Here is a 21,172-nt window from a genome sequence, read left to right as displayed (position 1 = left end):
CACTTACCGATAAAAACAGCGTCTAGATTTAGATAATAAAGTTTCTAACCCCATAAAATTTTCAGCAAAGTTTCCCTGCCAATTATACGGGCTTTGCCTATCAATACTCTTACAGGCAATTACAGAATGACACGCTTTAATCTAGGTAGAAATACAGGATTCATGGTAACCTTTCAGCCTAAATTTAAAAGAGATAGCCCTATACTTCGTAGGGCTTATTTAGGAAAGAGGATATTTGCCAATGAATAAAGGGGTTTTAAATAGATTTAAAATTCGCAAAGGAAAGATTTTTGAAGCCCCACTGGAGGAGGCATTCGGTCGCCTGGTCACTCCTTTTGAAGAGTTTATTCACCGACAAAGCAGCAGTGGCATATTACTAATGCTCTCTGCGCTAATCGCACTAATTGTCGCCAACTCTCCCCTGCAGGAAGCCTACAAGCATCTGCTTCATATGCCTATTGCAATCGGTGCCGGGGAATGGATGCTCTCCCTTTCTCTACACCACTGGATCAATGACGGCCTAATGGCCATCTTTTTCTTTTTGGTGGGTCTGGAGCTGAAACGAGAGTTTCTCGTAGGAGAACTCTCAGATCTTCGCCAGGCAGTACTGCCAGTGATGGCGGCTATTGGTGGTATGGTGGTGCCAGCCCTGCTTTACAGCTCCCTAAATGCAGGCAGCGAAGCCGGGCCTGGCTGGGGTATCCCCATGGCGACAGATATTGCCTTTGCTGTGGGCTGTATTGCGCTACTGGGCAACCGAGTGCCACGCACAGTCGTCACTTTCCTGGTCGCACTGGCCATTGTCGACGACCTGGGTGCCATTCTTGTTATTGCGATCTGGTATACAGAGCAAGTCAATATGACGGCTCTCATCCTATCAGGCTGCCTCGTTGTGGTACTGGGCCTGCTTAATGCCGCAGGCATTCGCCGATCTGCGGCCTATGTCTCCGTTGGTGGGCTGCTGTGGTACGGACTCCACTCCGCAGGCGTTCACGCCACACTCGCGGGAGTTATTACTGCTATGGCCCTGCCGGCCAAGCCGAAGTACGACCCTGTAGCATTTAGCACCTTCGTTAAAGACATTATTCGCAGCTTTGACCGCTGTTTCCGCCCCGGCGACAAGATTATCGCCAACGATGATCTAAGAGCTCGCGTGATGGGTTTGAGCAACGGTGTCAACCTGGCTCAGTCCCCCCTCCAGCGCATGGAAACCCGACTGCATATCCCCGTAGGGTTTGTGGTAATACCAATCTTTGCCTTGGCCAATGCGGGGATTCCAGTCGCCAGCTTCAATAGCTCTGAAGCCGTGTTTAACCCAGTTACCCTTGGGGTTATTTTCGGCTTAGTCGTTGGGAAATTACTCGGCATTGTAGGTGCGACCTGGATCGGCTGGAAGTTGGGCTGGGGCCAGCTACCCAAATCGGCAAATTTCCGGCACATTGTCGGTGTAGCCTTACTTGCAGGCATTGGATTTACCATGTCCATTTTTATTGCCGAACTTGCATTCAGCACACAAAATGAACTGCTTATCCAGGCCAAAGCAGGCATTCTGTTAGCGTCAGTTATCGCTGGTACAGCGGGCTTCCTTGTATTGCGCAGCGCACCCGCAGCAGAAGAGACTACAGCAGAGAGCAAGGATTCAGAGTATCCGACCCAACCTGCCTCTAGCTAATTTTCAACGGTCAATAGTAAGCCGGGCAGTTTATAGCTGCCCGGCTTAATGAAAGTCCTGTAAGAATCACATGGTGTAGATAACAGCCTAACCCTCAGGCTAAATTCTAACCAAAGTTACATCGCAGTGCGCATAGTTCACTATGCTATTCGCTGTAGAGCCAATAAGAGAGCCCAACCCCTTCTTGGAATGAGTGCCCAGCACGATCAAATCCACCTCCCTTTTTTCAGCCTCTTTGCAGATAACTTCATAGGGTTTGCCGACTTTAAGTGCCCGATTTTTTTTAGCAATCCCAAAATCCGCAGTAATCTCATCAAATTTTGGAATGGCGCTTTCCTTTAGTTCTCGCTGATAATCCTTGGGTAAGAAACTGTAAGGCAACACATTTAAAACTATTAGCTTGCTATCAAATTTCCTGGATAGCTCTACAGCCTTAGATAATACAAACCTACCCTCTTGAGATGCCTCTATAGCGCAAAGGACAGTCCCGTACATACGATCCCCCATAGTTTCCACACTAGAAACCTAAAAAATTAAATGAAAACCGAAAACATCCCTACTCCAACATTGCTTAATAGTTTTACCATCTTAGCGACACAAGCGGAAGCGACAGATTAAAAAATTGAGAAAATCAGCTTGTACCCAGGCTTCAAAAGCCCCCTAGGCAGCTACAATTAGCCTCATAATATCTCTGCGAGAGCGCTCTACACTAAGACGCACCCAATACCTGTGACCTTCAAGGCCCAGAGGGGCACCATGAGTTCCCTTACAAAAGTAAAAATCTAACAAAAAGGCCAGCAAAAAGCTGACCTAAAAGACTTCTTCTCAATCATCTATCCAGTAGAACATATCACCTCAGCAAGGTTATTTTTATGCACCTAGAAATTTTACTTGGCAACTGAATCACGAAAGCTAACGATCACCAGCATCCTCAAGGGCTTGATAAATTCGACTGGGGTAATCGCCAATGATACCATCCACACCAAGTGAAATACTGCGCTCAATATCCTCTATATCATTAACGGTCCAAAGGTCAACCGCAACTCCTTTACCTTGAAAAAAGCGCACATAAGGCTTAGTTGTGATACCGTACGGCAATTGGGCAACATCAAAATCAGGATTGAAGGCCCAACCAAAACCAGAGCTCCAGGCAAGGCTAGCCTCTACAAGTTCGCCAACGGTTGCGCTGGTTCTCACCTCTCCCCCACTAATATCACGAAAATGCCCCATCGCCTTATTATGCTGACTAGCCACAGTCACCTGCTGCTCCATTCGGTAATCAACTATCACCTGCCAAAGTATTTCTGATAATGTTTTGTCATTTGGCTTAATCTCAATGTTAAATATGGCATTAGGATAGCGCTCAAACAATTCATTCAGCGTTAATAATGTATGCCCCTGATTCCGAAAAGGATAGCTAATGCCACTATCAAGTGTAAATTCATACCCGGCATCCAGAGCCTTGATCTCCCCCAGCGTCAGATCCTCAATTTTATCGGAGATCCCCACATTTTCTTTTAGATCCGCATCATGATTGATAATAATGTTATGGTCTTTAGACAGATGTATATCCAGCTCCAAGATATCAGCACCCTGCTCCAGAGCTTTATCAAAGGCTATAGCGGTGCCCTGGGGATACTCACCTGATGCACCCCTGTGAGCAAGGATATCGATGGCCCACACCTGACTATAAGCAACCACTGAAACAAGTACACAGACAACAACCTTAAGCATGTTTTTCATTGAGGGATTTCCTTTGTTAATAGGGGGTAACTATTCATCCAGAAATAAAAAAACCAACCAAACCCAGCTTGCTATCACACATCTAACATTAAGAATTCTCTTAACAAATACTTAATCTAGATTTCCAATCCCACCACTAAAAGAAAAGGGAGCCAACCAGCATAAAAACCTCCTCTTTCTATCATTGCAATCGAAACAAATCTAATTAAATAATTTCCACCACTGATAGTCGGGAAATTTTTGCTTGTAGAACACCTCCCGAGCTGACTGCTCGCCTTTTCATCGACGCCACTCTATAGAATTAGCCCGCCTCGTATCTAGCCAAGTGAAATTTAATCGGCACACCATCCTAAACGCCCCTATCAAATTTAAACAATATGCCATAAGCAAATAGTTGGTACTAACACACAAAATAGGTAAGTATCGCCACCCATTTCATTGACCAACACATCATAAAGCGCCGCCTCTGGCGGTAGAGCTTAACAAAACCCTATCGTTCCGAAGTGCAAAGGCAAGATATGATCTTTATGAGTTGGGGAGCACTACAGGAAAGCTGTATGCAAGATTGGCCCCCACCAACTCATGTGAAACCTTATTACAGGCCCAAGCGTAGGGAGGCGCGATCCGCAATATCAACGCTTAGGGACTAGACGCACAAAATACAATTAGCAGATAGGTGTAGATCTATCCGTATTGCCAGCACTGGAAGATGGCGGCGGTCCTAAAGTCTCAGGATATACCCGGCCTAAAAGTGAACAGGAAGCCTTGCGACAGCAGCCCATATGAAAATACTATGGTATAAAAAGTAAACTGCCCAAGAAAGAGGAGGTCACTGGGGTCGCCTCTACAGAACTGCATTCACCCTTTGTCGCCAGAATTGTTGCCAAGAGCAGCGCCTTTCAAGCCAGTAAGAAATCTCAAAGACCATTATCGGTCAGCCGTTGGCCTCAGAATCTTCTGCAAGCTGCCGCCTCAAGCTCCAATCTGAACTATCGAACCACCTAGATTGTGAAACTGGTACAATATACTCAACCTTCCGCTCTCCAAAATCTCCCCACTAACCTATCGGTTTAAACCGGCAATATCGCCAGTTGCTGCACTCGCAGTGTTAGCGTCAAGCAAGCTGGGGGCAACTACCCAGGTTAAGGTTTTCCATCGACTGACTTCTATCGCAGACACCTTAGATACTGTGGACACACCTCCGATAGCAGTCACCCAAGACTTACCCATGGCGATATCATTTATTGCCCTACACAGCACTCTCCGGCACCACCTGCCTTGCGCAACATTGGCCGCCCAAGGGGGTGCCTTTCCCATTAAATTTAAAACGGTGCTTAATATCTTAGTCATCACTGACAGATATAGGCTTTTTTCAACTCGCCTCAGATAGAGCATAAGTACGCATAGGTACTCTCGATCGCAGCTACAATCCCAGAGGGACTGCTGGGACACAAGAACGCCCCAGCAGCCCGGCAATTTATGACTCCCTTAGGGATAGCCATAGCCCGACCATAGATATGCTTCAGCCATATGGAAAGTTAGTAAAAAGCTCTTTCAACCAAAGGTTAGAGGACCGCGCAAGGCCGACAAACCTTGCGGCAGTGCTCTTAGGCTTAAAACACTGAAAAGAAGGCTCAATCAGCGCTTTTAGTAAAATACAAGCTATCTTTCACTCGAACCCCGGTGCTTGGATTGGTTACATACCAGGTCAATTCGTAATCTCCAGCCTCAAACCACTCGGGTATATTCAGATAGTTTCGGGGGTAGTCCTTTGCCTCAGAGTAATTTAATACAACGTCTCTGGGTTTATGAATGGGATAATGATCCCCATTGGGGAATTTGAGCACGCTCCACTGCTCCAGTGTAAGCAGCGATTGCGTAGAATCTAAATTACGAATGCTTGCATCGTAATTAACCCGTCCTCCGTAGGAGGGAACCGAAAATTCAGCCGGCTCATCAAGTACAACTGCCAGCTGAGTATCAGAAACATCACCCTCAACAACCAACTCCAGATCCCAGAAGTCTACATAACCGCCAGACACGTAGAGTGTAAACTCACTCTCCCCATCGAGAAAATTTTTTGCCAATACGCTATTGCCATCCCCACAGAGATCAATGTTCCCTATCTGCGGAACAGGATCTGGGTTTTCTGGAGTTGGATCTTCAACAGAATAACTGATAAGCGTCAATTGATCCGCAGCAGAAACAGCATCTTCACCCATCACGCTATAAGCTGCCAAGAAAGCATCCCCATCTTTAGCTTCAGCATTAACACAAACTCTTTCAATGGAGTCGAACTGATAGCCAACATCTAAATTCACATTATATTTATTTCCATCCTCCATTCTAAAAGGGAAGGGGCCATCTAGATCTATTTTTGTACTTATTGTATCAGCCTGAACCAGTGCCGACACACAGACTAACGTGAAACCACCAATAGAATTTTTTAATACAGCCCCGCATGGCAAGCGGGTTACAGCTAGCTTTTTCAAAATCATAATCCACTACATATATCATAAGGTACAACAATACTTCGGACAGCTTATGACACCAAATCTCGATAAAGTAGGGCTTACAGCTTGGCAAGCCACATTTATCGAACATCCTGAGTTCCCCCAGGCTGCGAAAAATAGCCTTATCGAACTAAGCCCATAGTTACTTGGCTAAAACCGTCCAGAATATTATATTGCACTCTTCCCTGCCCCTCTAAAACTTTCTCTCGCGCAAGCGTACCAAGTAGGTTACAAGCTAAAGACCTCGGGGCTAACATGATTACATTAGCAACTAACATTTATGGAGACATACCACGTCCCAAATTTTTACTGGCCGCTGACATATAGCAATTTACCAGCTTGATAAAGTTTGAGCTTGACGGGGACAACAAGGAGCAACCCTAACCACTGCCCCACCAAGTAGCGCTTTCGCTTTCCCGATGTGAGCATTAAGGTAGTTAGTGGGTATTAAGGCGTACTCAAGATTCTTCCGAGCATAAGACACGCTCCGCGTGGGTTTGCACCCACCTGAAATTCTACTCAGTCATTTCTAACAAAACCCAGAATCAAAACAGGGCACCCTTGCTTTCGCCAGAACAGCGATGACCCACACAAAAATCTGAATAATGTTAATTACTCCATCACAACCTTGCTTGCACAAAGTTATTTATCGTTTAATTTGCTCAAGACAAATTGCAACCTGCTTCAGGAGCAGCCGATTTTCATTGCCTCTCTCCTCCACGGAATCATCAAGACAGTGCCTTAAAGCTTCAAAATCCCTTTCCTGCCGAGCACCTAGAAAAGAAAAACTTACACCATCCACCGCATGGAAAAGACCAATAGAAAGTATCGTTCGATCTACCTCCTTAACAGATTTCCAGTCTGAAAGTTTAGCGCTGGCAAACTTTTCTCTGATTTGCCTATCATCTTCATATTCCCCATATTTATCGACAATAATACTTAGCAACAAGAGAAATACACAAACCCGCATAATAACGGTGAAGCACCCCCTGGAACCACTAGAAGCAGACATTTATAAGCATCCAACTCATATAATTCTTAATTTAATATCAAATGCAAACCTGTGCGACCCGCCAAGCCAAAGCGTAATACATGAATTATCAAATTCAACTTATAAATACAACCCCCAAGGGAGCATATATTAACCGCGCATGAGCCCTACAAAGATTACTAAGCTCAACGCCAACTGTCAAAACAGATGATTATTGAAAACATATCTACTATTAGATCTGAGATATTAAGCCCCTCTAAAAACTCCATAGGGCACCAAATGTTGGATATAGTAAATCAGATGCACCTCATTAGAAAATCATCTTGACTCAAACAATACAATCACCTCTGTATCATTATTCAAAATTCGCTGGGCAATTAGAACTTTAGACATAAGTACAACCTTTGACTGCTTTTGATGGGGAATAAATTCACGATTAACACTCCCCCCATAACAGGTATACGATATTCTGAACCTCAATCTGAAAGGAAACTAAACGATGCCCGCAATTAATACAGTTACTTTTACCGAAGACTTTCTAAGACGGCACCAAGCCGACACCCAGCCTCAGGCAGAGCAAAAAGCTACAGATCGATGGAACAGTGGTGAACGGCTGGGAAACCAACAAACCATACTGATTGACACAGCGGCTAATTTAAGTGCCAAAATCCTCGGCAATGTGGCTCAACGCGGCGACATATCCGCAGTTGATGTTCAAGTAGTAATTGACCAAACCTCCTTAATTTCCACTAAAAATGGTGATGCAATAAACAATCAAATAGAAGCTGATTACTCAGTTACTGTGCAGGGACAAAGAGATGGTACCAATTTAAAAATTTCTCACTTAGAGGGCTTCTAGTTAGTCTTAGTATAAATTAAATAGCGACTCCAAGATGTATCATTCAGTAGGATATTGGGCGATGCAGACCCTGATCGAAATCGATTTGCGATAACGTAAAAGACTCACAGACACCGCCCAGTTTTTAACTCTACGGACACTTCCAATACCCCCAGCAGTCTGTTCCAGCATTGCATGGATAGCTCTCTGACTTTACTCCACCATCACTATGTAGTGGTCTAATACTTCCGGACACTTCGCTAAGATGGTAAAACTACCAAGTGAGGTGACGTATGACAACAAAAGGTACACGCCGGCAATTCAAGCCGGAGTTCAAGAAAGACGCTGTAGCTCTTGTCTCTGAACAAGGCTATTCGATTTCTAAGGCCGCAGAGGCTGTAGGGACCACTGCTAATAACTTGCGACGCTGGGTAAAGGAGCTGAAGCAGGAAGAGAGCGGAGTAAGGTTGGATGCAGGCGAGCGCGCTGAATTGGATCGGTTGCGACGTGAAAACAAGCGCTTGCGGATGGAGAAGGAAATCCTAAAAAAGGCCAGCGCCTTCTTTGCGAAAGAAATGAAGTAAAGTACAGCTTCATCAAAGAGCAGAAAAGTAGCTTTCCAGTTAGGATGCTTTGCCGAGTAATGCAGGTAAAAAAGAGCAGCTATTACGATTGGTGCCATCGCAGTGATAGCTCAATAGATAGCCAAACATGGCAACTATGCCATCGCTTGAAGGCCTTATTTGCAGAATCTCGGCAGAGCTTGGGAAGCCGCCGACTAATGAAGCTATTACGCAGAGAAGGCTTTAAAATTGGGCGCTATCGAGTCCGAAAGCTAATGAAAAAGCTAGGTTTGGCAGTAAAATGCAAGAAGCGTTTTGCGTTGACGACAGATAGCAAACACCAACTGCCCATTGCAGAGAATCTTCTGAATAGGGATTTTTCGCCGAGTGCTAAAAATCAAGTTTGGGCTACGGATATTACATACATCTGGACGCTACAGGGATGGTTGTACTTGGCGGTAGTAATTGATCTCTATTCACGCCGGATAGTTGGTTGGCACCTAGATCGCCAGATGGAAACGGCTTTGGCGAGTCGTGCGCTGATGATGGCCGTCAATTTACGCACACCATCGCAAGGCCTTCTACACCACTCTGATCGAGGCAGTCAGTATGCCAGCCATACCTATCAGGCGTTGCTGAAGGAGCATGGAATGGTATGTTCAATGAGCCGTAAAGGAAATTGCTGGGACAACGCACCAACAGAACGGTTTTTTAGCAGCCTAAAGCGAGAGTGGCTAACGGGAAATCTCTATGAAACAAGGGTGGACGCGACAGCAGATGTGAGAGCCTACATTGCTTATTACAACTCACGCAGAATACACACAACATTGGGGGATGTAACCCCTATCGAATTTGAGAAATGTGCTTAAAGAGGTGTCCGGTTGGACTTGACCACAACAAGCCTACATTGCTTATTACAACTCACGCAGAATACACACAACATTGGGGGATGTAACCCCTATCGAATTTGAGAAATGTGCTTAAAGAGGTGTCCGGTTGGACTTGACCACAACACTACAGCAAGATTCACTTTACAGGTGATATTTTAAATATCCCAAGCCCCAAACAACTGTAGATACCGAAAAAACTCTCACCCCACCCAAACCATAATGCTGGAAATCTCCTCAAAGGGTTAGTGGACCCGAAAGAATTAATTCGGCAGATTTACGTAAAGCAGAACAAGTCTGAGGCACACAGATTGTAAGGCTGCCAACACCGGCTTTGTTTGTCACAGGATTAAACCGGAGATCCATCTTTCCAAGCATCACCAAAGCTCCCCCCTCATCCCAGCCCCAAAAAAAGATTTTAGCGCTTAATTACCACCTGTTAATTCATTAAGAAAAACTTTCCTTGACCTCATTTTCCACCCTGCGGATTTTTAACATTATTTTCTACATTAACTGCTAATATCGACATGTAATAACAAGCTGCCAAAAGCTGCTATCAACTTTACAACTTTGACATCATCAAATCACACTGCTAAAAATAGTAACTGTTAAGCAATTCGTAAAACTGTTAGAGGCTTTACTTATGAAAATTAATGCGGACTACGCTATAGATAATGAGGCTGATTGCGCTTTTGACAGGAGACGCATGGAGGCAGCCTTAGCCACCCCTAGACATGAAGCTCCAAAGGGGATGACTAGAGAGCAAAAAAGAGCATTCTTGAGTGGGCGGGCAGAAAAGTACGCCCCTAATCAAAAGAGAACATAGCTTATGCCTAGTCATATATGGTCATTAAGTGACAGCTTTAAAGTAACCTTTGATAACCTCCCCAAAGAACACCAAGATAAAATTATTAATTTTATTGATGTTTATGAAGAGAAGGGACTAGCTAATTTCAGCAACTATGAAGGGAAAGTTTCGCCATCCTGGCGTGAAGACCAAATTTCAAAGAGAGATAAAGATTACGCTCAAGCTCACAACCTATGGCATTACCACGTAGGAATCCCTAAATACGTACAGGTACACGACAAGTATAAAACCTCCGATTGGCTTCTCCATTTTCAGTGGACCTACGGAAGAAAGAAGATTTGTTTGGTTGACATTTACAGCCACTGGAATTTAGAAGGTAACTTCCACCTGCCGCCCAAAAAATACTTGGATTGGGTTTGCCGTGATTACAGGGAAAACGCTTGATATTTGAGCCTTATAATTAAGCATCCCTGTTCGCACCCCAGGCCACTCTCGTTAAATCCACTGAAACATCCCGGGTAATCTGCGGCAGTGTTATCATCCGATTGACGACTTACCTGGCCCTGCCCGCTCATTGTTAGTGGTGGGCCCCACCCAAAAAGGTTTAAGGCGCCACAACCCCTGGATATTCAACAGTTAACGTCCTACATCACACTCTCTCAATGCGATACTCTGCTATCACTGCGTCTCCCACTGTATGCACAGAGCACTCCTTTGTAGTAGGGATACCCGATCTGGAAGAGCGGCACCAGAGGCTTGCAGCTAAGGTGTAAAAACTCACCGCTGCCTGAAAGACAGCCGCCTTGATCGTCACGGAATGGGGGCGCTCAAACCCTTTAGCCAGTGTATTTGGTAGATATCAGCTGGTTTATACGTCGCCTCAATGAATCTATTGCTCGCCAAGCCAGTGCCGAAGACCTATATAGTGGCCGCTTTTACGAGGAGCACTACACCTGCCTTTTAATTGGATTACAGTCTCAAACCAGCAGACTGGAACGCCCGCCAGTTCAAGTAACAGGGCGAGGAGCCATTGAGTAGAGCCTCCCCTAGCAGCATTCCCTACCTACCCCTAGATAGCTATCAAAAATACTTTTGGTACGTAGTTGACGCCCCACCTAGAACCCCTGTGTCAACTGCTGACTCATAGCGCGGAAATCTTGTCTATTTTTTAACCTTTTGATCTGTGGGTGTCCAAGATTGCACGACCTCAAACCAGCAAATTGGAGCGGCCCCCTGTTCAGGCAACACGAGAAACCATTGGATAAAGCCTCTCCTAGCAGCATTACCTACCTATCCCTTGATGGCTATCAAAAATATTTTCAGTACGTAGTTGGCGCCCCACCTGGAACCTTCGTGCCAGCTTCTAACTCATAGCGTAGAAACCTTGCCTGTTTTTTAACCTTTTAATCTGTGGGTGTCCAAGATTACATCCAAGATTACACACGGGCCTTTGCCTAACTGGCTTCGCCGGACCCAGCCCGTGCGGGACACGCACGAATCGCCTACAGGACCTCCCGAGTTCCGCGCAAAAGACATCAATACATGCATCAGGTCTACTAACTCCGGAGATCGGGAAAGATACTCGCAAAAGCGTATCTTTCACCTATTGCCTTCCCCATCATCCAACAAAGTCGGCGATCTCAAGTTATATTTTCGAAGCTCAATACTGAGCCTGTACCTTCCCCTGTCAACGCTTAACGCTGGCCGTTACCGAACAACGCCCATGACTCGGGGCCCCAGCGGTTTGCTAAACCTTACCGGGTAGAGGGCTTTCACCTCCAATCTTTTGCCGATTTATCTCGGCGCACTGGGTGTCCAAAACCAGGCATGAGTGAGTTAACTTGATAAAACGTTCCAACTGAAATCCGGCCTCAGTCTTCCCTCCACCTTTACCTTCAAGCGGCCAACCACAATTCACCCGCACACAATCACCGTAGAGATCAAGCGTGCTGAAATCTGCACCGCCCAATAAGGCTATATTTTCTTCGGAAGCCAACCGACAAAGACTCCGGCTATCCAACCCTGGAATCTGCAACCAAATCACCATTCCTCCGTGGGGATCACTGATGCGCGATTCATCGGGCAAGTTTGAACTTAAGTAGTTGCGATAGGATGCGGCCTGCAAGGCAAGCTTTTGCCTGAGCCCCTGCACATGACGGGAGTATTGGTTGGTACCGATGAAATCGGCTACCGCTAATTGGACGGGCAAGCTCACACCGAAACTTTCAGTAAATCGATAGCGCTCATATTGTTTTCGATACCTTCCTGGTAAGCACCATCCCAGGCGATAGCCTGCGCTCAATGTCTTGGAGATAGAGCCACACCAAAGCACATACCCGCTCCGGTCCCAGTAGCGCACGGGCATGGGCAGACTTCTTTGAAATCCGAGTTCCAAATACACATCATCCTCGACAATTGGAATCCGATATTTACCAGCCAGTACGGCCAGGCTCTCTTTCTGCTCCGAGCTCAGGGACACGCCCGTAGGATTCATATGACTGCTACTAAAAAGACCCGCTTGGACCAATCCCTGCTGCATATAGCGCTCTAGCTGTGCGAGGTCTAAACCGTTTCCAACAGTCGGTATCTCAACAACTTTTCGTCCCATCAAAGCCAGCAGATTAAGAAGGCCGTTGTAACAAGGAGAACTGATCGCAACCGCATCACCGGGCTTAGTCGTAATGGCAATCGCTGTGCGGACGGCATCCATACAACCATTTGTCACTACTAATTCATTGGCAGAGAAATGCAAATCATAACTGGCAAAGTGTGCGCTAAGCGCACTGCGTAGAAGCGGCTCCCCTGAGGAAACTGGATAGCCATGCATACTGGCGCCAGCCTCTCGGGTTGCCCGCCGCATACTGCGCTCCAGGGAATCTAACGGCAATAGCTCTGGGGATAAAGACGCAACACCCAATGGCCCTGCTCCCAACCCACGGAAATAGTAATCGTGACTTACTGGATCTGTTGTTCGGCAGGTAAATGCAGGCATTATGGGAGGCGGGTTACTACTGGGAGGAACTGAGGCAAAGAATCCAGATTGCGGTCGAACCTTCGCCCAGCCGAGCTCCTCCAGCAAGTAGTAGGTGCTTTGGGCTGTTGTCAGGCTGACTTCGTTTTGTGCAGCGAACCGCCTGAGGGACGGTAGTTTATGACCGTTCGGTATTCTCCCTGACTGAATATCCTCTATACAGCGTTCGGCAAGCTCTTTATACCGCACCTATCCCCCTCCGATTCCGTCTCCACCCAAACTGTATACCTATTTTATACAAAAATTGCATCTGTATACCTTTTTTCATTTCTTGGATAGTTAGCCCCGAGACAAATTGGAGGGGCTGATGCGGTACTCGGATTTATTACTTGGTGTGCTACTAATGGCAATGTGGGGCTTCAACTTCATCGTTATTCAGATGGGAACGGAAGATCTGGACCCACTCCTTCTGGTGGCTTTACGCTTTTCTTTGGCAGCCTTTCCGGCAGTGCTTTTCGTTTCCAGACCGACAGTCAGCTGGAAGTACGTTCTAGCCTACAGCCTGACTTTTGGCTGTGGGGTTTGGGGGATGGCCACCTGGGCAATCTCTAGCGGACTCTCTGCGGGAATGGCCTCACTTCTTTTGCAAGTAAATGTTGCGATTAGCTTACTGTTCGGCTGGGTATTCCTGAAAGAAAAGATTATCCCGCAGAAAGCTCTTGGGGCTCTACTTGCCTTGGGAGGGCTGTTGCTAAGCTTGATGGTTAAAGATGGCACTGTGCCCCTTATCAGTATTGCACTTATCTTAATAGCGGCTACCAGCTGGAGCATCAGTGGGCTCATTGTAAAAGCCAGTGGCACACAGCAAGTATTTAGCTTTATTGTCTGGGGGCTATTTTTTGCACCGCTACCACTGTTCGCTGCTACCTATATTCAAAATGGTGCGGCTGTATTTTATGAAATTCAAAGCAACCTTAGTGGACGGTTACTTTTCTCCATATTGTTTCAGGCCTACCCAACCACTCTGCTGGGATACTGGTTCTGGAACCGGCTAATCGTTAAGTACCCGCTGTCTACTGTTGCGCCTTTAGGTTTACTCTGCCCCGTTTTTGGACTCATTTTCAGTTGGTTATTAACTGGCGAATCGATTGGTTCAGAAAAGTTAATGGCCGCTGTTATGATTTTTTCTGGGCTGGCACTTGGTATTGTTCATTTTCGCCAGAGCTTTAAGATGCTAAGAAACTCACGGATTTTTGGCATATTAAACATATCGCGATGAACAAGTATCCAAGTTGAGATTTGCCAGCTTCGCTTTCAGGCTCAGGAACCTCAATAATGTCTTCAAATTTTTTAGCCAGGATTCTCGGCATGGCGCCAATGCCACAATCAGAAAGCATTGCCTGGTTAATAATTTACTGACTGAAAGCAGTCAGGACAATATTTTGATCGTGAATGTGATTATAAACCCATTCATTCCAGTCAAAGTGGAACGGATGATCACATAAAGCCAGAAACCTGTGCTCTTGAAGATGATCTATGGATGTCCAAGACTGCACGTCCTTACAGTCGCCTCTGGCACACGGTTTCCATTCCCACTAAAAACAAAGCTAAGAAGATTAGAACTTTCAGAGTTTAGACACTAAATTCATAAACCCCAAGGATCAACCCACAAGAAATAAAAAAAACCTCGCACAAAGCGAGGTTTTAAACTCCAAAAAAAGAAGGGGCTAGGGCGGCAGACGGTGATCAACCCTACCACTGATAAGCAAACTTCAACTTAATACCATATAGCTCATCATCAAAGTTCAAGTCATCATCTTCGCTAACACCGCCATAAATATCGCCACCGATCACCCATGAGGAATCAGAAAACCCTGAAAAATAGTAGTTATAGAGTAAGGAAATTCCGTGATAACGAGTCATGACTCTACCTCCACTATCGGAACTAACAGCCCCCAGGAATGTTCCCACAGTGTGGCGATCGGAAGACACCAAGCGCTCCCAACCAATACCATAACCTTCGGTCCAACCGGTATGCTCTGAGTAACCCAACAAACCCAAAGTGGCAAAGTATTTATCTTCATCTCGGTTAATTGCGTACTTTGCCCCGAGCCCACCATGATCCCCACCCAAGCCTAATGAAAAGTTTGAGTCCCCAGCCGCAGAGGCGAAAGCAGAACAGGTTAAGAAAAATACGCACAGCAGATACTTCATTACAGCTCCAAGCTACTTCTTAGTGATTTCAACAGGGGGGGGATTTTTACAGCCAGATGGACATGACTCACGATCTGCCAAAATTAAACTTCAACATAGATTGAGGTCAAAATTGGCACCATGAATTGGCACCACGGAACCCAAAACGAAAAAACCCCGCACTAGGCGAGGTTTTAAGTCCTTGATAAACAAGGAAAAATATGGGGTGGCCGACGGGGATCGAACCCGCGACCTCAGGAGCCACAATCCTGTGCTCTACCGACTGAGCTACGGCCACCATAAAAGTGATATACTTCAGCACCTTGTGGCAGTACTGAGTACCGGATACCTCTTGCAACCAATCTGGCTTCAGACTAAGTCCTTTTTGCCAAACCAGCACCATCTTGTGGAGATGGCACGCCCGGCAGGACTCGAACCTGCGACCATCCGCTTAGAAGGCGGATGCTCTATCCAGCTGAGCTACGGGCGCAAGGTGAACCCGGAAAATTGGTCGGGGCAGAGGGATTCGAACCCCCGACATCCTGCTCCCAAAGCAGGCGCGCTACCAGACTGCGCTATGCCCCGTTTTTCCAATTGTTCGCTGCTTCTTAACTTTGCCAACCGTCCCGTGGGGGGTTGTGTAAGTCGCTGTAGCTGCGAAGTGCGTGCATAGTAATGATACCCTGGGTCCTTGTCAACGCTTCTAAGCTATTATTTTTAAAGAAGTTTATCCTTTTGCCTATCTGGGCCCAGAAGTGGCGAAATTATTTCCAACCTGTGCGAAAATGGCGCACTTCGCGAATCCGACCGGATAAAAAGTAAGCAGCTCTTAAAAGCCGCCTGCTTCCGCCCTTCTATATAAAGTAGGTGCTGGAGCAGACTCCGGTCTATTAGCCATCGATTTTTTACTGTTAGAGATAGTATCTATGTCTGCACTGGTTCTGGACGGCAAGGCCCTGGCACAGAAAACTGAAGAGGAACTCTCGGCTCGGGTAGCCGTACTAAAGGAAAAGAGTGGTGGCCAAACGCCAATCCTGGCGACCATCCTGGTAGGTGATGACCCCGCCTCCGCCACTTACGTAAAAATGAAGGGCAATGCCTGCCGCCGAATCGGCATGGATTCCCTCCAGGTGGAACTGCCCTCCTCCACCACCACCGAGCAACTGCTTACCAAGATCGAAGAACTCAACACCAACCCCAACGTCCACGGCATACTGCTCCAGCACCCGGTGCCGGCGCAAATCGATGAGCGCGCCTGTTTCGATGCGATCAGCCTGGAGAAGGATGTAGACGGTGTAACCTGCCTGGGCTTCGGCCGCATGGCTATGGGTGAAGAAGCCTACGGCTGCGCCACTCCTAAAGGAATCATGCGCCTGCTGGAAGCCTACAATATCGAATTGGAAGGCAAGCACGCCGTAGTTGTGGGCCGCAGCCCCATTCTGGGCAAGCCGATGGCGGCGATGCTGCTAAACGCCAACGCCACCGTGACCATCTGTCACTCCCGCACCCAGGATCTGGCCGAGCATATCCGCCGCGCCGATATCGTTGTAGGTGCCGTGGGCAAGCCGGAGTTTATCAAGGCCGAGTGGATTAAAGATGGCGCCGTGGTTGTGGATGCCGGTTACCACCCCGGTGGCGTCGGCGATATCGAGCTGGGCCCTCTGACTGAGCGCGCCGCTGCTTACACCCCGGTACCCGGCGGTGTTGGCCCCATGACCATCAATACCCTGATCTATCAATCTGTTGATTCCGGTGAGCGTAAAATTGGCTAACCTGATTCGTCTGGACAAAGCGGTCAGCCAGGTCACCGACCTCTCCCGCACCGATGTAAAGCGCGCCGCCTGGGCGGGGCGCATTACTGTGAATGGTGAGGTGGTCACCAGTGCGGCCATCAAGATACAGGTCAGTGATGAGCTGTGCCTGGATGATGAGCCCTTGCACGAGCCGGGCCCCCGCTACATTATGTTGAACAAGCCCCTGGGCTATGTCAGTGCCACCAAAGATGGCGAGCACCCCACTGTGCTGGACCTGATTGATGAGCCGAACAAGGCCAAGCTGCATATCGCCGGGCGCCTGGATATCGATACCACCGGCCTGGTGCTGCTTACCGATGACGGCCAGTGGTCCCACAAGGTGACCTCCCCCAACCACCACTGCGACAAGACCTACTACGCACTGTTGGCCGAGAAGATTGAGGAAGATGCCGTGGCAAAGTTTGCCAAGGGTATCTGGCTCAATAATGAAAAGAAGAGAACCAAGCCCGCCAAGCTGGAGATTCTCTTTGCCAATGAGGTGCGTATCACCATCGGTGAAGGGCGCTACCACCAGGTGAAGCGTATGTTCGCAGCTCTGGGCAATAAGGTAGTGGAGTTGCACCGGGAGAGAATCGGCGAAATCATCCTGGATGAAGAACTTCAGGAAGGTGAATACCGCCTCCTGACCCCTGAAGAAATCGACTCTATCCAATAAAATAATATGTCATCCCTTCTATATCAGGAACTTACCCAGGCCCCAGAGGAAACTCTGTGGATCGCCGATGAAAACAGCAAACCCCTCCTACACCAGGAGGGGTTTCACTTTGCCGGGGATTTACTCAGCAACCGCTGGGATATTGCCGAACTCGCTGCAAATAGGGTGCAGCGGAGCTTCTTCAACGACTTCCACTTTGAAGAGCTTGAGCGCAAATACCGCCGTATTGTCTACGCCGTTTCGAAAGAAAAGGCCGTGGTTCACCATATTATTGATCGCGCCCCCGACTTTCTCGGTGAGGGTGGCGAGCTGGTTCTGCTGGGCGAAAAGCAGAGCGGGATCAAAAGCTATGCGGCAAAAGTGGCCGAGCGCCTGGGTGGCGCCAAGCACTTGCAAAAGCACGGCAGCAGCTATCTGAGCTGCAATACGGTTGACTGCGGGGACAGCGGCACGCCAATTGCCGAACTCCAGTACCCGGAATTGCAGCAGCTTGCCGAGCTTGGCGATCTCTATTCCAAGCCGGGGCTGTTCGGCTGGAACAAGGTCGATAAGGGCAGCGCGCTGTTAGCTCAGCAGCTCACTACCGAGCTGCCAGCGGATGGCTCGCACATTGTTGACCTGGGCTGTGGCTACGGCTACCTGAGCCTGCAATTGGCCGCTCTAGGCAACTACCATTTTACCGCGACGGATAACAACGCTGCGGCCCTGCTGGCCTGCCGCAAAAACTTTACCGAGCGGAATATCGAAGGCATCGTTGTGCCCTCTGATGCGGGCTCTGAACTGGAGGGGGGTATTGCCGATCTGCTGCTGTGCAATCCGCCTTTCCACCAGGGCTTTCAAGTGGAGGGGGATTTAACCGATCGCTTTCTACAGCAGAGCGCGCGGATACTGAAAGATTCCGGTACTGCAATTTTTGTGGTGAATGAATTTATTCCCCTGGCCAAAAAAGGGCCCCGCTACTTCTCCCAGGTGACATTGATCACTAAAGAGCGGGGATTTTGTGTATACCGCCTGCGCCCCTAAGAGCTGGGGACGCAGGCCGGCAGCAGTCGCCTGGAGTCAGGCATTGGTCAGAAGACTAGTAATCGCGCAAGTTGAATAGATTCGACGACAGGGTGTGCTCTTCCAGCTCTTCGAGTTGCCGCAGTCGCTCAAATGCATCCCGGGCCGATGGGGTCTCCGCGCCCTGAGCCAGATCCCGATATTGATCGGCCAGATAGATCTCAATATCCATCGCCAGCTTGGCAATCTGCTCCAAGCTTTCAATATCAATGCCGCGCAAGCGTTGTAGAAACTCCTTCTCGCGCCCCTCCGGGGCAAATTGCACCCAGGTATGCAGGGCGCCAGGGGGCAGGTCGTCATGGAAGTTATCCAGTGAGTGCTTCATGGAGTCTTCCCGCCGCCGCAGCTGGTCCAGCAGTAACTCAACCCGCTCATTGGTGGCGAGCTGCTCGTACTCTTCGTATTGCAGCGCCAGCTTGGCGTGAAAATCCCTTCCTTCCTGAATTACATCCTCAACCGTTTTGTACCGCATCGTTCAATCCCAGCAGAACAATTTACTCGATTGAGTATAGTCACGAGGTGACAAAGGGCGCCAATGAATATCATCATTAACGCGACAGGGATTTAAGATTTTTTCAGTCGGGCCAATCCGCGCCAGCTGCAATCAGCGCAGCTGGCTCATGCGGAAATCCAGGCGCCGGTTGGGGTTGGCGGGATTGATTTTTTCCGGTGCCCTGGCCGCTAACTCGCCTTTGCGCAGCGCCCTTCTGCTCACGGCCAGGATATGATTTTCATACTGGGGCATATGCGCCATCCAGGCGCCGCCGAGGCGCTCACGCATAGCTTTGCTGCGCCAGGCGCTGTTCTGTAGCTCGGGGCGATCGCCAAAGTTACTGACCAGCACACCATCCCGGTGCAGCAGGCCCATCAGGCTGGCACACCAATTTTTATCGGCGGGTACTGCCCGCTGGGCCACTCCGTCACAGTGGCCAAACAGGTCGTCAATCACCAGATCGAAAGTGCTGGGAGAGGGCCGGCTCAGGTGATCGCACACAAAGTCACAGGCATCGGCACACACCAGCTCGACACCGCGCACATCGAAGAAGCGGCGGGCAATATCCAGATGCACCGGGTCCAAATCCACGCCGACAATACGCTTGGCGGAGGTAAATGTTTGCAGCAGGCGAATCAGGGCACCCCCACCAACGCCGAGCACCAATACCGAATCCAGGCGCTGTTCCGGGAGGAAAAATGCCGGTAACAGCAGCAATTCCCAAAGGGAGCCCTTGAGGGGATCGCGGGGATTCCACTGGGAGTGAAAAACCCCATTGCTATAAAGGCGCACACTGGCGCCGTGGTTGCGCACCTGATAACAGGTGTCGCCAACCTGCTTTTGCCAGAGCAGCGCCATCAGCTCGCCGGGAGGTCTGAGGACTCGAGCAGTATCCGGGCAAAGTCCTGTAGACCCGCCAGGTCTTCCTGGCTAAAACGGGCCACACTGGGGCTATCGATATCCAGTACCCCCAGGCAACGGCCGCTTGCGTCGTAGAGTGGCACCACCACCTCGGAGGCGGACACCGCATCGCAGGCGATATGGCCGGGGAACTGGTGTACATCGTCCACTAATTGGGATTCACCGGTAGCGACGGCGGTGCCGCAGACACCGGCGCCCACCGGAATCCGGGTGCAGGCGGGTTTGCCCTGGAAGGGCCCCAGGCGCAGTTCATCGCCGCAGAGAAAATAAAAGCCGGCCCAGTTGATATCCCCCAGCTCCATAAACAACAGCGCGCTGGCATTGGCGGTGTTGGCCAGCCAGTCTCGCTCCGCAGAAAGCAATCCTTCCAGCTGTCCATTTAAGGTGGTGTAAAACTTGTTCAGCGACATACCTAGCGCCCCTTGCCCACTTATAATTTCAAATTGTGCCAGCTTATAACTTCAAATCGTGCTCGCTAAAACTGGCAAACCCGCAAAACAGTATCCTGCGGCAGGCAGGTATTTTGCGGGCTTTGGCGAGGGAATCAATATGCAGAGGGCAAAATTACTGGTAGGGATCGAGCACTGCGGACTCTTCACCGCTCTCACCGCGATACTCATCGGCATCTACGGTGGGGCGAGCCCAGTCGCTGTCATCCTGGTTGCTGCGCGTATTCGACTGGATTGCCGGCGGCGCGCTGGTAACGTCTGATTGAATCAGGTTGCGAGATTTTTCGAAGCGCTCTTCCACCTTGGGCTTGGGCGCAACTTGTGGGGCATTAGCTTCGCGGCGAATGCGATTGGCCATAGCGCTCAAATTGGGGCGGCGACGCTCGGCGAGTTTTACCGCTTCCAGCTCGCTATTGAGTCGATTGATCTCCGCCTGCAAATCGCCCACCTGCGCTTGCAGCTCGGTAATCTGGGTCAACACGCCTTTTACTTTGCGACTTTCCTTTTCATACATCACAGCGGCACCGCCAAAGGCCAAAGCAAAAATGACCAGGATGGAAAACTGACGCATACTAAACTCCGAAAGCTGCATTTGATAT

At 48.7% G+C, this 21,172-nt stretch carries 19 protein-coding genes, 3 tRNA genes and 1 pseudogene; 9 read left to right on the top strand and 14 right to left on the bottom strand.

Features of this window, described 5'->3' with window-relative positions:
• Positions 1 to 241 precede the first annotated feature (241 nt).
• On the top strand, positions 242 to 1,672 hold the full coding sequence (gene nhaA, locus ACJJIK_RS01560; RefSeq protein ID WP_444943978.1) for a Na+/H+ antiporter NhaA: 1,431 nt from the start codon (positions 242 to 244) through the stop codon (positions 1,670 to 1,672).
• 99 nt (positions 1,673 to 1,771) lie between these two features.
• Here nhaA and ACJJIK_RS01555 read toward each other — a convergent pair whose 3' ends face one another.
• The 4 genes from ACJJIK_RS01555 to ACJJIK_RS01540 all read right to left on the bottom strand — a co-directional run bounded on the left by ACJJIK_RS01555 (position 1,772) and on the right by ACJJIK_RS01540 (position 6,940).
• Positions 1,772 to 2,167 (bottom strand): universal stress protein, encoded by a 396-nt coding sequence (locus ACJJIK_RS01555; protein WP_444931479.1) that lies wholly within the window; start codon positions 2,165 to 2,167, stop codon positions 1,772 to 1,774.
• A gap of 417 nt (positions 2,168 to 2,584) precedes the next feature.
• Positions 2,585 to 3,415: a glycerophosphodiester phosphodiesterase gene (locus tag ACJJIK_RS01550; protein WP_444943977.1), complete on the bottom strand. Its 831-nt coding sequence runs from the start codon at positions 3,413 to 3,415 to the stop codon at positions 2,585 to 2,587.
• 1,634 nt (positions 3,416 to 5,049) lie between these two features.
• Positions 5,050 to 5,907 carry an RbmA family biofilm matrix protein gene (locus ACJJIK_RS01545; RefSeq protein WP_444943976.1) on the bottom strand — a complete coding sequence of 286 codons (858 nt, stop codon included), beginning with the start codon at positions 5,905 to 5,907 and terminating at the stop codon, positions 5,050 to 5,052.
• 667 nt (positions 5,908 to 6,574) lie between these two features.
• Positions 6,575 to 6,940: a hypothetical protein gene (locus tag ACJJIK_RS01540; RefSeq protein ID WP_444943975.1), complete on the bottom strand. Its 366-nt coding sequence runs from the start codon at positions 6,938 to 6,940 to the stop codon at positions 6,575 to 6,577.
• Positions 6,941 to 7,418: 478 nt separating this feature from the next.
• Between ACJJIK_RS01540 and ACJJIK_RS01535 the strand changes: the two genes are divergently transcribed.
• The 4 genes from ACJJIK_RS01535 to ACJJIK_RS01520 all read left to right on the top strand — a co-directional run bounded on the left by ACJJIK_RS01535 (position 7,419) and on the right by ACJJIK_RS01520 (position 10,459).
• The gene (locus ACJJIK_RS01535) at positions 7,419 to 7,778 is read left to right on the top strand and encodes a hypothetical protein (RefSeq protein WP_444931483.1); all 360 of its coding nucleotides are present in this window, start codon (positions 7,419 to 7,421) and stop codon (positions 7,776 to 7,778) included.
• A gap of 272 nt (positions 7,779 to 8,050) precedes the next feature.
• Positions 8,051 to 9,189 (top strand): IS3 family transposase gene (locus ACJJIK_RS01530; protein ID WP_444943741.1). Its coding sequence is split into 2 segments (ribosomal slippage): positions 8,051 to 8,300 and positions 8,300 to 9,189, totalling 1,140 coding nucleotides; the frame shifts between segments, so codons are not numbered across the junction.
• A 37-nt stretch (positions 9,190 to 9,226) separates the two neighbouring features.
• Positions 9,227 to 9,304, top strand: coding sequence for an IS3 family transposase (locus ACJJIK_RS01525; protein ID WP_444945030.1), 78 nt, complete (start codon positions 9,227 to 9,229; stop codon positions 9,302 to 9,304).
• 732 nt (positions 9,305 to 10,036) lie between these two features.
• Positions 10,037 to 10,459, top strand: coding sequence for a hypothetical protein (locus ACJJIK_RS01520; RefSeq protein WP_444931486.1), 423 nt, complete (start codon positions 10,037 to 10,039; stop codon positions 10,457 to 10,459).
• A gap of 1,303 nt (positions 10,460 to 11,762) precedes the next feature.
• Here the strand turns inward: ACJJIK_RS01520 and ACJJIK_RS01515 are convergent.
• Both ACJJIK_RS01515 and ACJJIK_RS01510 read right to left on the bottom strand, forming a co-directional pair.
• Positions 11,763 to 12,875 carry an aminotransferase-like domain-containing protein gene (locus tag ACJJIK_RS01515; protein WP_444945029.1) on the bottom strand — a complete coding sequence of 371 codons (1,113 nt, stop codon included), beginning with the start codon at positions 12,873 to 12,875 and terminating at the stop codon, positions 11,763 to 11,765.
• Between the two features lie 180 nt (positions 12,876 to 13,055).
• Positions 13,056 to 13,235, bottom strand: a pseudogene (locus ACJJIK_RS01510) (GntR family transcriptional regulator); the annotation flags it as partial.
• A 118-nt stretch (positions 13,236 to 13,353) separates the two neighbouring features.
• Between ACJJIK_RS01510 and ACJJIK_RS01505 the strand changes: the two are divergent.
• Positions 13,354 to 14,265, top strand: coding sequence for an EamA family transporter (locus ACJJIK_RS01505; protein ID WP_444943974.1), 912 nt, complete (start codon positions 13,354 to 13,356; stop codon positions 14,263 to 14,265).
• Positions 14,266 to 14,738: 473 nt separating this feature from the next.
• On the opposite strand, the gene ACJJIK_RS01500 is transcribed toward ACJJIK_RS01505, so the two are convergent.
• The 4 genes from ACJJIK_RS01500 to ACJJIK_RS01485 all read right to left on the bottom strand — a co-directional run bounded on the left by ACJJIK_RS01500 (position 14,739) and on the right by ACJJIK_RS01485 (position 15,764).
• Complete coding sequence (locus ACJJIK_RS01500) at positions 14,739 to 15,200, bottom strand: hypothetical protein (RefSeq protein ID WP_444931489.1); 462 nt, start codon at positions 15,198 to 15,200, stop codon at positions 14,739 to 14,741.
• Positions 15,201 to 15,401: 201 nt separating this feature from the next.
• Positions 15,402 to 15,477, bottom strand: a tRNA-His gene (locus ACJJIK_RS01495).
• Between the two features lie 115 nt (positions 15,478 to 15,592).
• Positions 15,593 to 15,669, bottom strand: a tRNA-Arg gene (locus ACJJIK_RS01490).
• A gap of 18 nt (positions 15,670 to 15,687) precedes the next feature.
• Positions 15,688 to 15,764 (bottom strand) — tRNA-Pro (locus ACJJIK_RS01485).
• A 341-nt stretch (positions 15,765 to 16,105) separates the two neighbouring features.
• Here ACJJIK_RS01485 and folD point away from each other — a divergent pair.
• The 3 genes from folD to ACJJIK_RS01470 are packed head-to-tail and all read left to right on the top strand — an operon-like array spanning position 16,106 to position 18,671.
• Positions 16,106 to 16,951, top strand: coding sequence for a bifunctional methylenetetrahydrofolate dehydrogenase/methenyltetrahydrofolate cyclohydrolase FolD (folD, locus tag ACJJIK_RS01480; RefSeq protein WP_444931548.1), 846 nt, complete (start codon positions 16,106 to 16,108; stop codon positions 16,949 to 16,951).
• Complete coding sequence (gene rsuA, locus ACJJIK_RS01475) at positions 16,944 to 17,648, top strand: 16S rRNA pseudouridine(516) synthase RsuA (RefSeq protein WP_444943973.1); 705 nt, start codon at positions 16,944 to 16,946, stop codon at positions 17,646 to 17,648. Before folD ends, rsuA begins: the two co-directional genes overlap by 8 nt.
• Positions 17,649 to 17,654: 6 nt before the next feature.
• Positions 17,655 to 18,671, top strand: coding sequence for a class I SAM-dependent methyltransferase (locus tag ACJJIK_RS01470; protein WP_444943972.1), 1,017 nt, complete (start codon positions 17,655 to 17,657; stop codon positions 18,669 to 18,671).
• Positions 18,672 to 18,726: 55 nt separating this feature from the next.
• Here the strand turns inward: ACJJIK_RS01470 and ACJJIK_RS01465 are convergent, their stop codons facing one another.
• The 4 genes from ACJJIK_RS01465 to ACJJIK_RS01450 form a co-directional block, all read right to left on the bottom strand.
• The gene (locus tag ACJJIK_RS01465) at positions 18,727 to 19,182 is read right to left on the bottom strand and encodes a hypothetical protein (protein ID WP_444931551.1); all 456 of its coding nucleotides are present in this window, start codon (positions 19,180 to 19,182) and stop codon (positions 18,727 to 18,729) included.
• A gap of 132 nt (positions 19,183 to 19,314) precedes the next feature.
• Positions 19,315 to 20,061 (bottom strand): spermidine synthase, encoded by a 747-nt coding sequence (locus ACJJIK_RS01460; protein ID WP_444943971.1) that lies wholly within the window; start codon positions 20,059 to 20,061, stop codon positions 19,315 to 19,317.
• Complete coding sequence (locus tag ACJJIK_RS01455) at positions 20,061 to 20,534, bottom strand: GAF domain-containing protein (RefSeq protein WP_444931553.1); 474 nt, start codon at positions 20,532 to 20,534, stop codon at positions 20,061 to 20,063. The genes ACJJIK_RS01460 and ACJJIK_RS01455 overlap by 1 nt, the downstream gene beginning before the upstream one ends.
• Positions 20,535 to 20,688: 154 nt before the next feature.
• Positions 20,689 to 21,144, bottom strand: a complete 456-nt coding sequence (locus tag ACJJIK_RS01450; protein WP_444943970.1) for a hypothetical protein — start codon at positions 21,142 to 21,144, stop codon at positions 20,689 to 20,691.
• Positions 21,145 to 21,172: the final 28 nt, after the last annotated feature.

The sequence above is a fragment of the Microbulbifer regidiadema (SeqCode) genome (genome assembly GCF_052466995.1).
The sequence above is the reverse complement of the archived record's forward strand: the minus strand, read 5'-3'. Positions and strand labels throughout refer to the sequence as shown.

Coding starts and splice junctions, on each gene's coding strand:
- nhaA (WP_444943978.1), top strand. CDS start 242: ATGAATAAAGGGGTTTTAAATAGATTTAAAATTCGCAAAGGAAAGATT.
- ACJJIK_RS01555 (WP_444931479.1), bottom strand. CDS start 2,167: ATGTACGGGACTGTCCTTTGCGCTATAGAGGCATCTCAAGAGGGTAGG.
- ACJJIK_RS01550 (WP_444943977.1), bottom strand. CDS start 3,415: ATGAAAAACATGCTTAAGGTTGTTGTCTGTGTACTTGTTTCAGTGGTT.
- ACJJIK_RS01540 (WP_444943975.1), bottom strand. CDS start 6,940: ATGTCTGCTTCTAGTGGTTCCAGGGGGTGCTTCACCGTTATTATGCGG.
- ACJJIK_RS01535 (WP_444931483.1), top strand. CDS start 7,419: ATGCCCGCAATTAATACAGTTACTTTTACCGAAGACTTTCTAAGACGG.
- ACJJIK_RS01520 (WP_444931486.1), top strand. CDS start 10,037: ATGCCTAGTCATATATGGTCATTAAGTGACAGCTTTAAAGTAACCTTT.
- ACJJIK_RS01515 (WP_444945029.1), bottom strand. CDS start 12,875: ATGCGGCGGGCAACCCGAGAGGCTGGCGCCAGTATGCATGGCTATCCA.
- ACJJIK_RS01505 (WP_444943974.1), top strand. CDS start 13,354: ATGCGGTACTCGGATTTATTACTTGGTGTGCTACTAATGGCAATGTGG.
- ACJJIK_RS01500 (WP_444931489.1), bottom strand. CDS start 15,200: ATGAAGTATCTGCTGTGCGTATTTTTCTTAACCTGTTCTGCTTTCGCC.
- folD (WP_444931548.1), top strand. CDS start 16,106: ATGTCTGCACTGGTTCTGGACGGCAAGGCCCTGGCACAGAAAACTGAA.
- ACJJIK_RS01470 (WP_444943972.1), top strand. CDS start 17,655: ATGTCATCCCTTCTATATCAGGAACTTACCCAGGCCCCAGAGGAAACT.
- ACJJIK_RS01465 (WP_444931551.1), bottom strand. CDS start 19,182: ATGCGGTACAAAACGGTTGAGGATGTAATTCAGGAAGGAAGGGATTTT.
- ACJJIK_RS01460 (WP_444943971.1), bottom strand. CDS start 20,061: ATGGCGCTGCTCTGGCAAAAGCAGGTTGGCGACACCTGTTATCAGGTG.
- ACJJIK_RS01455 (WP_444931553.1), bottom strand. CDS start 20,534: ATGTCGCTGAACAAGTTTTACACCACCTTAAATGGACAGCTGGAAGGA.
- ACJJIK_RS01450 (WP_444943970.1), bottom strand. CDS start 21,144: ATGCGTCAGTTTTCCATCCTGGTCATTTTTGCTTTGGCCTTTGGCGGT.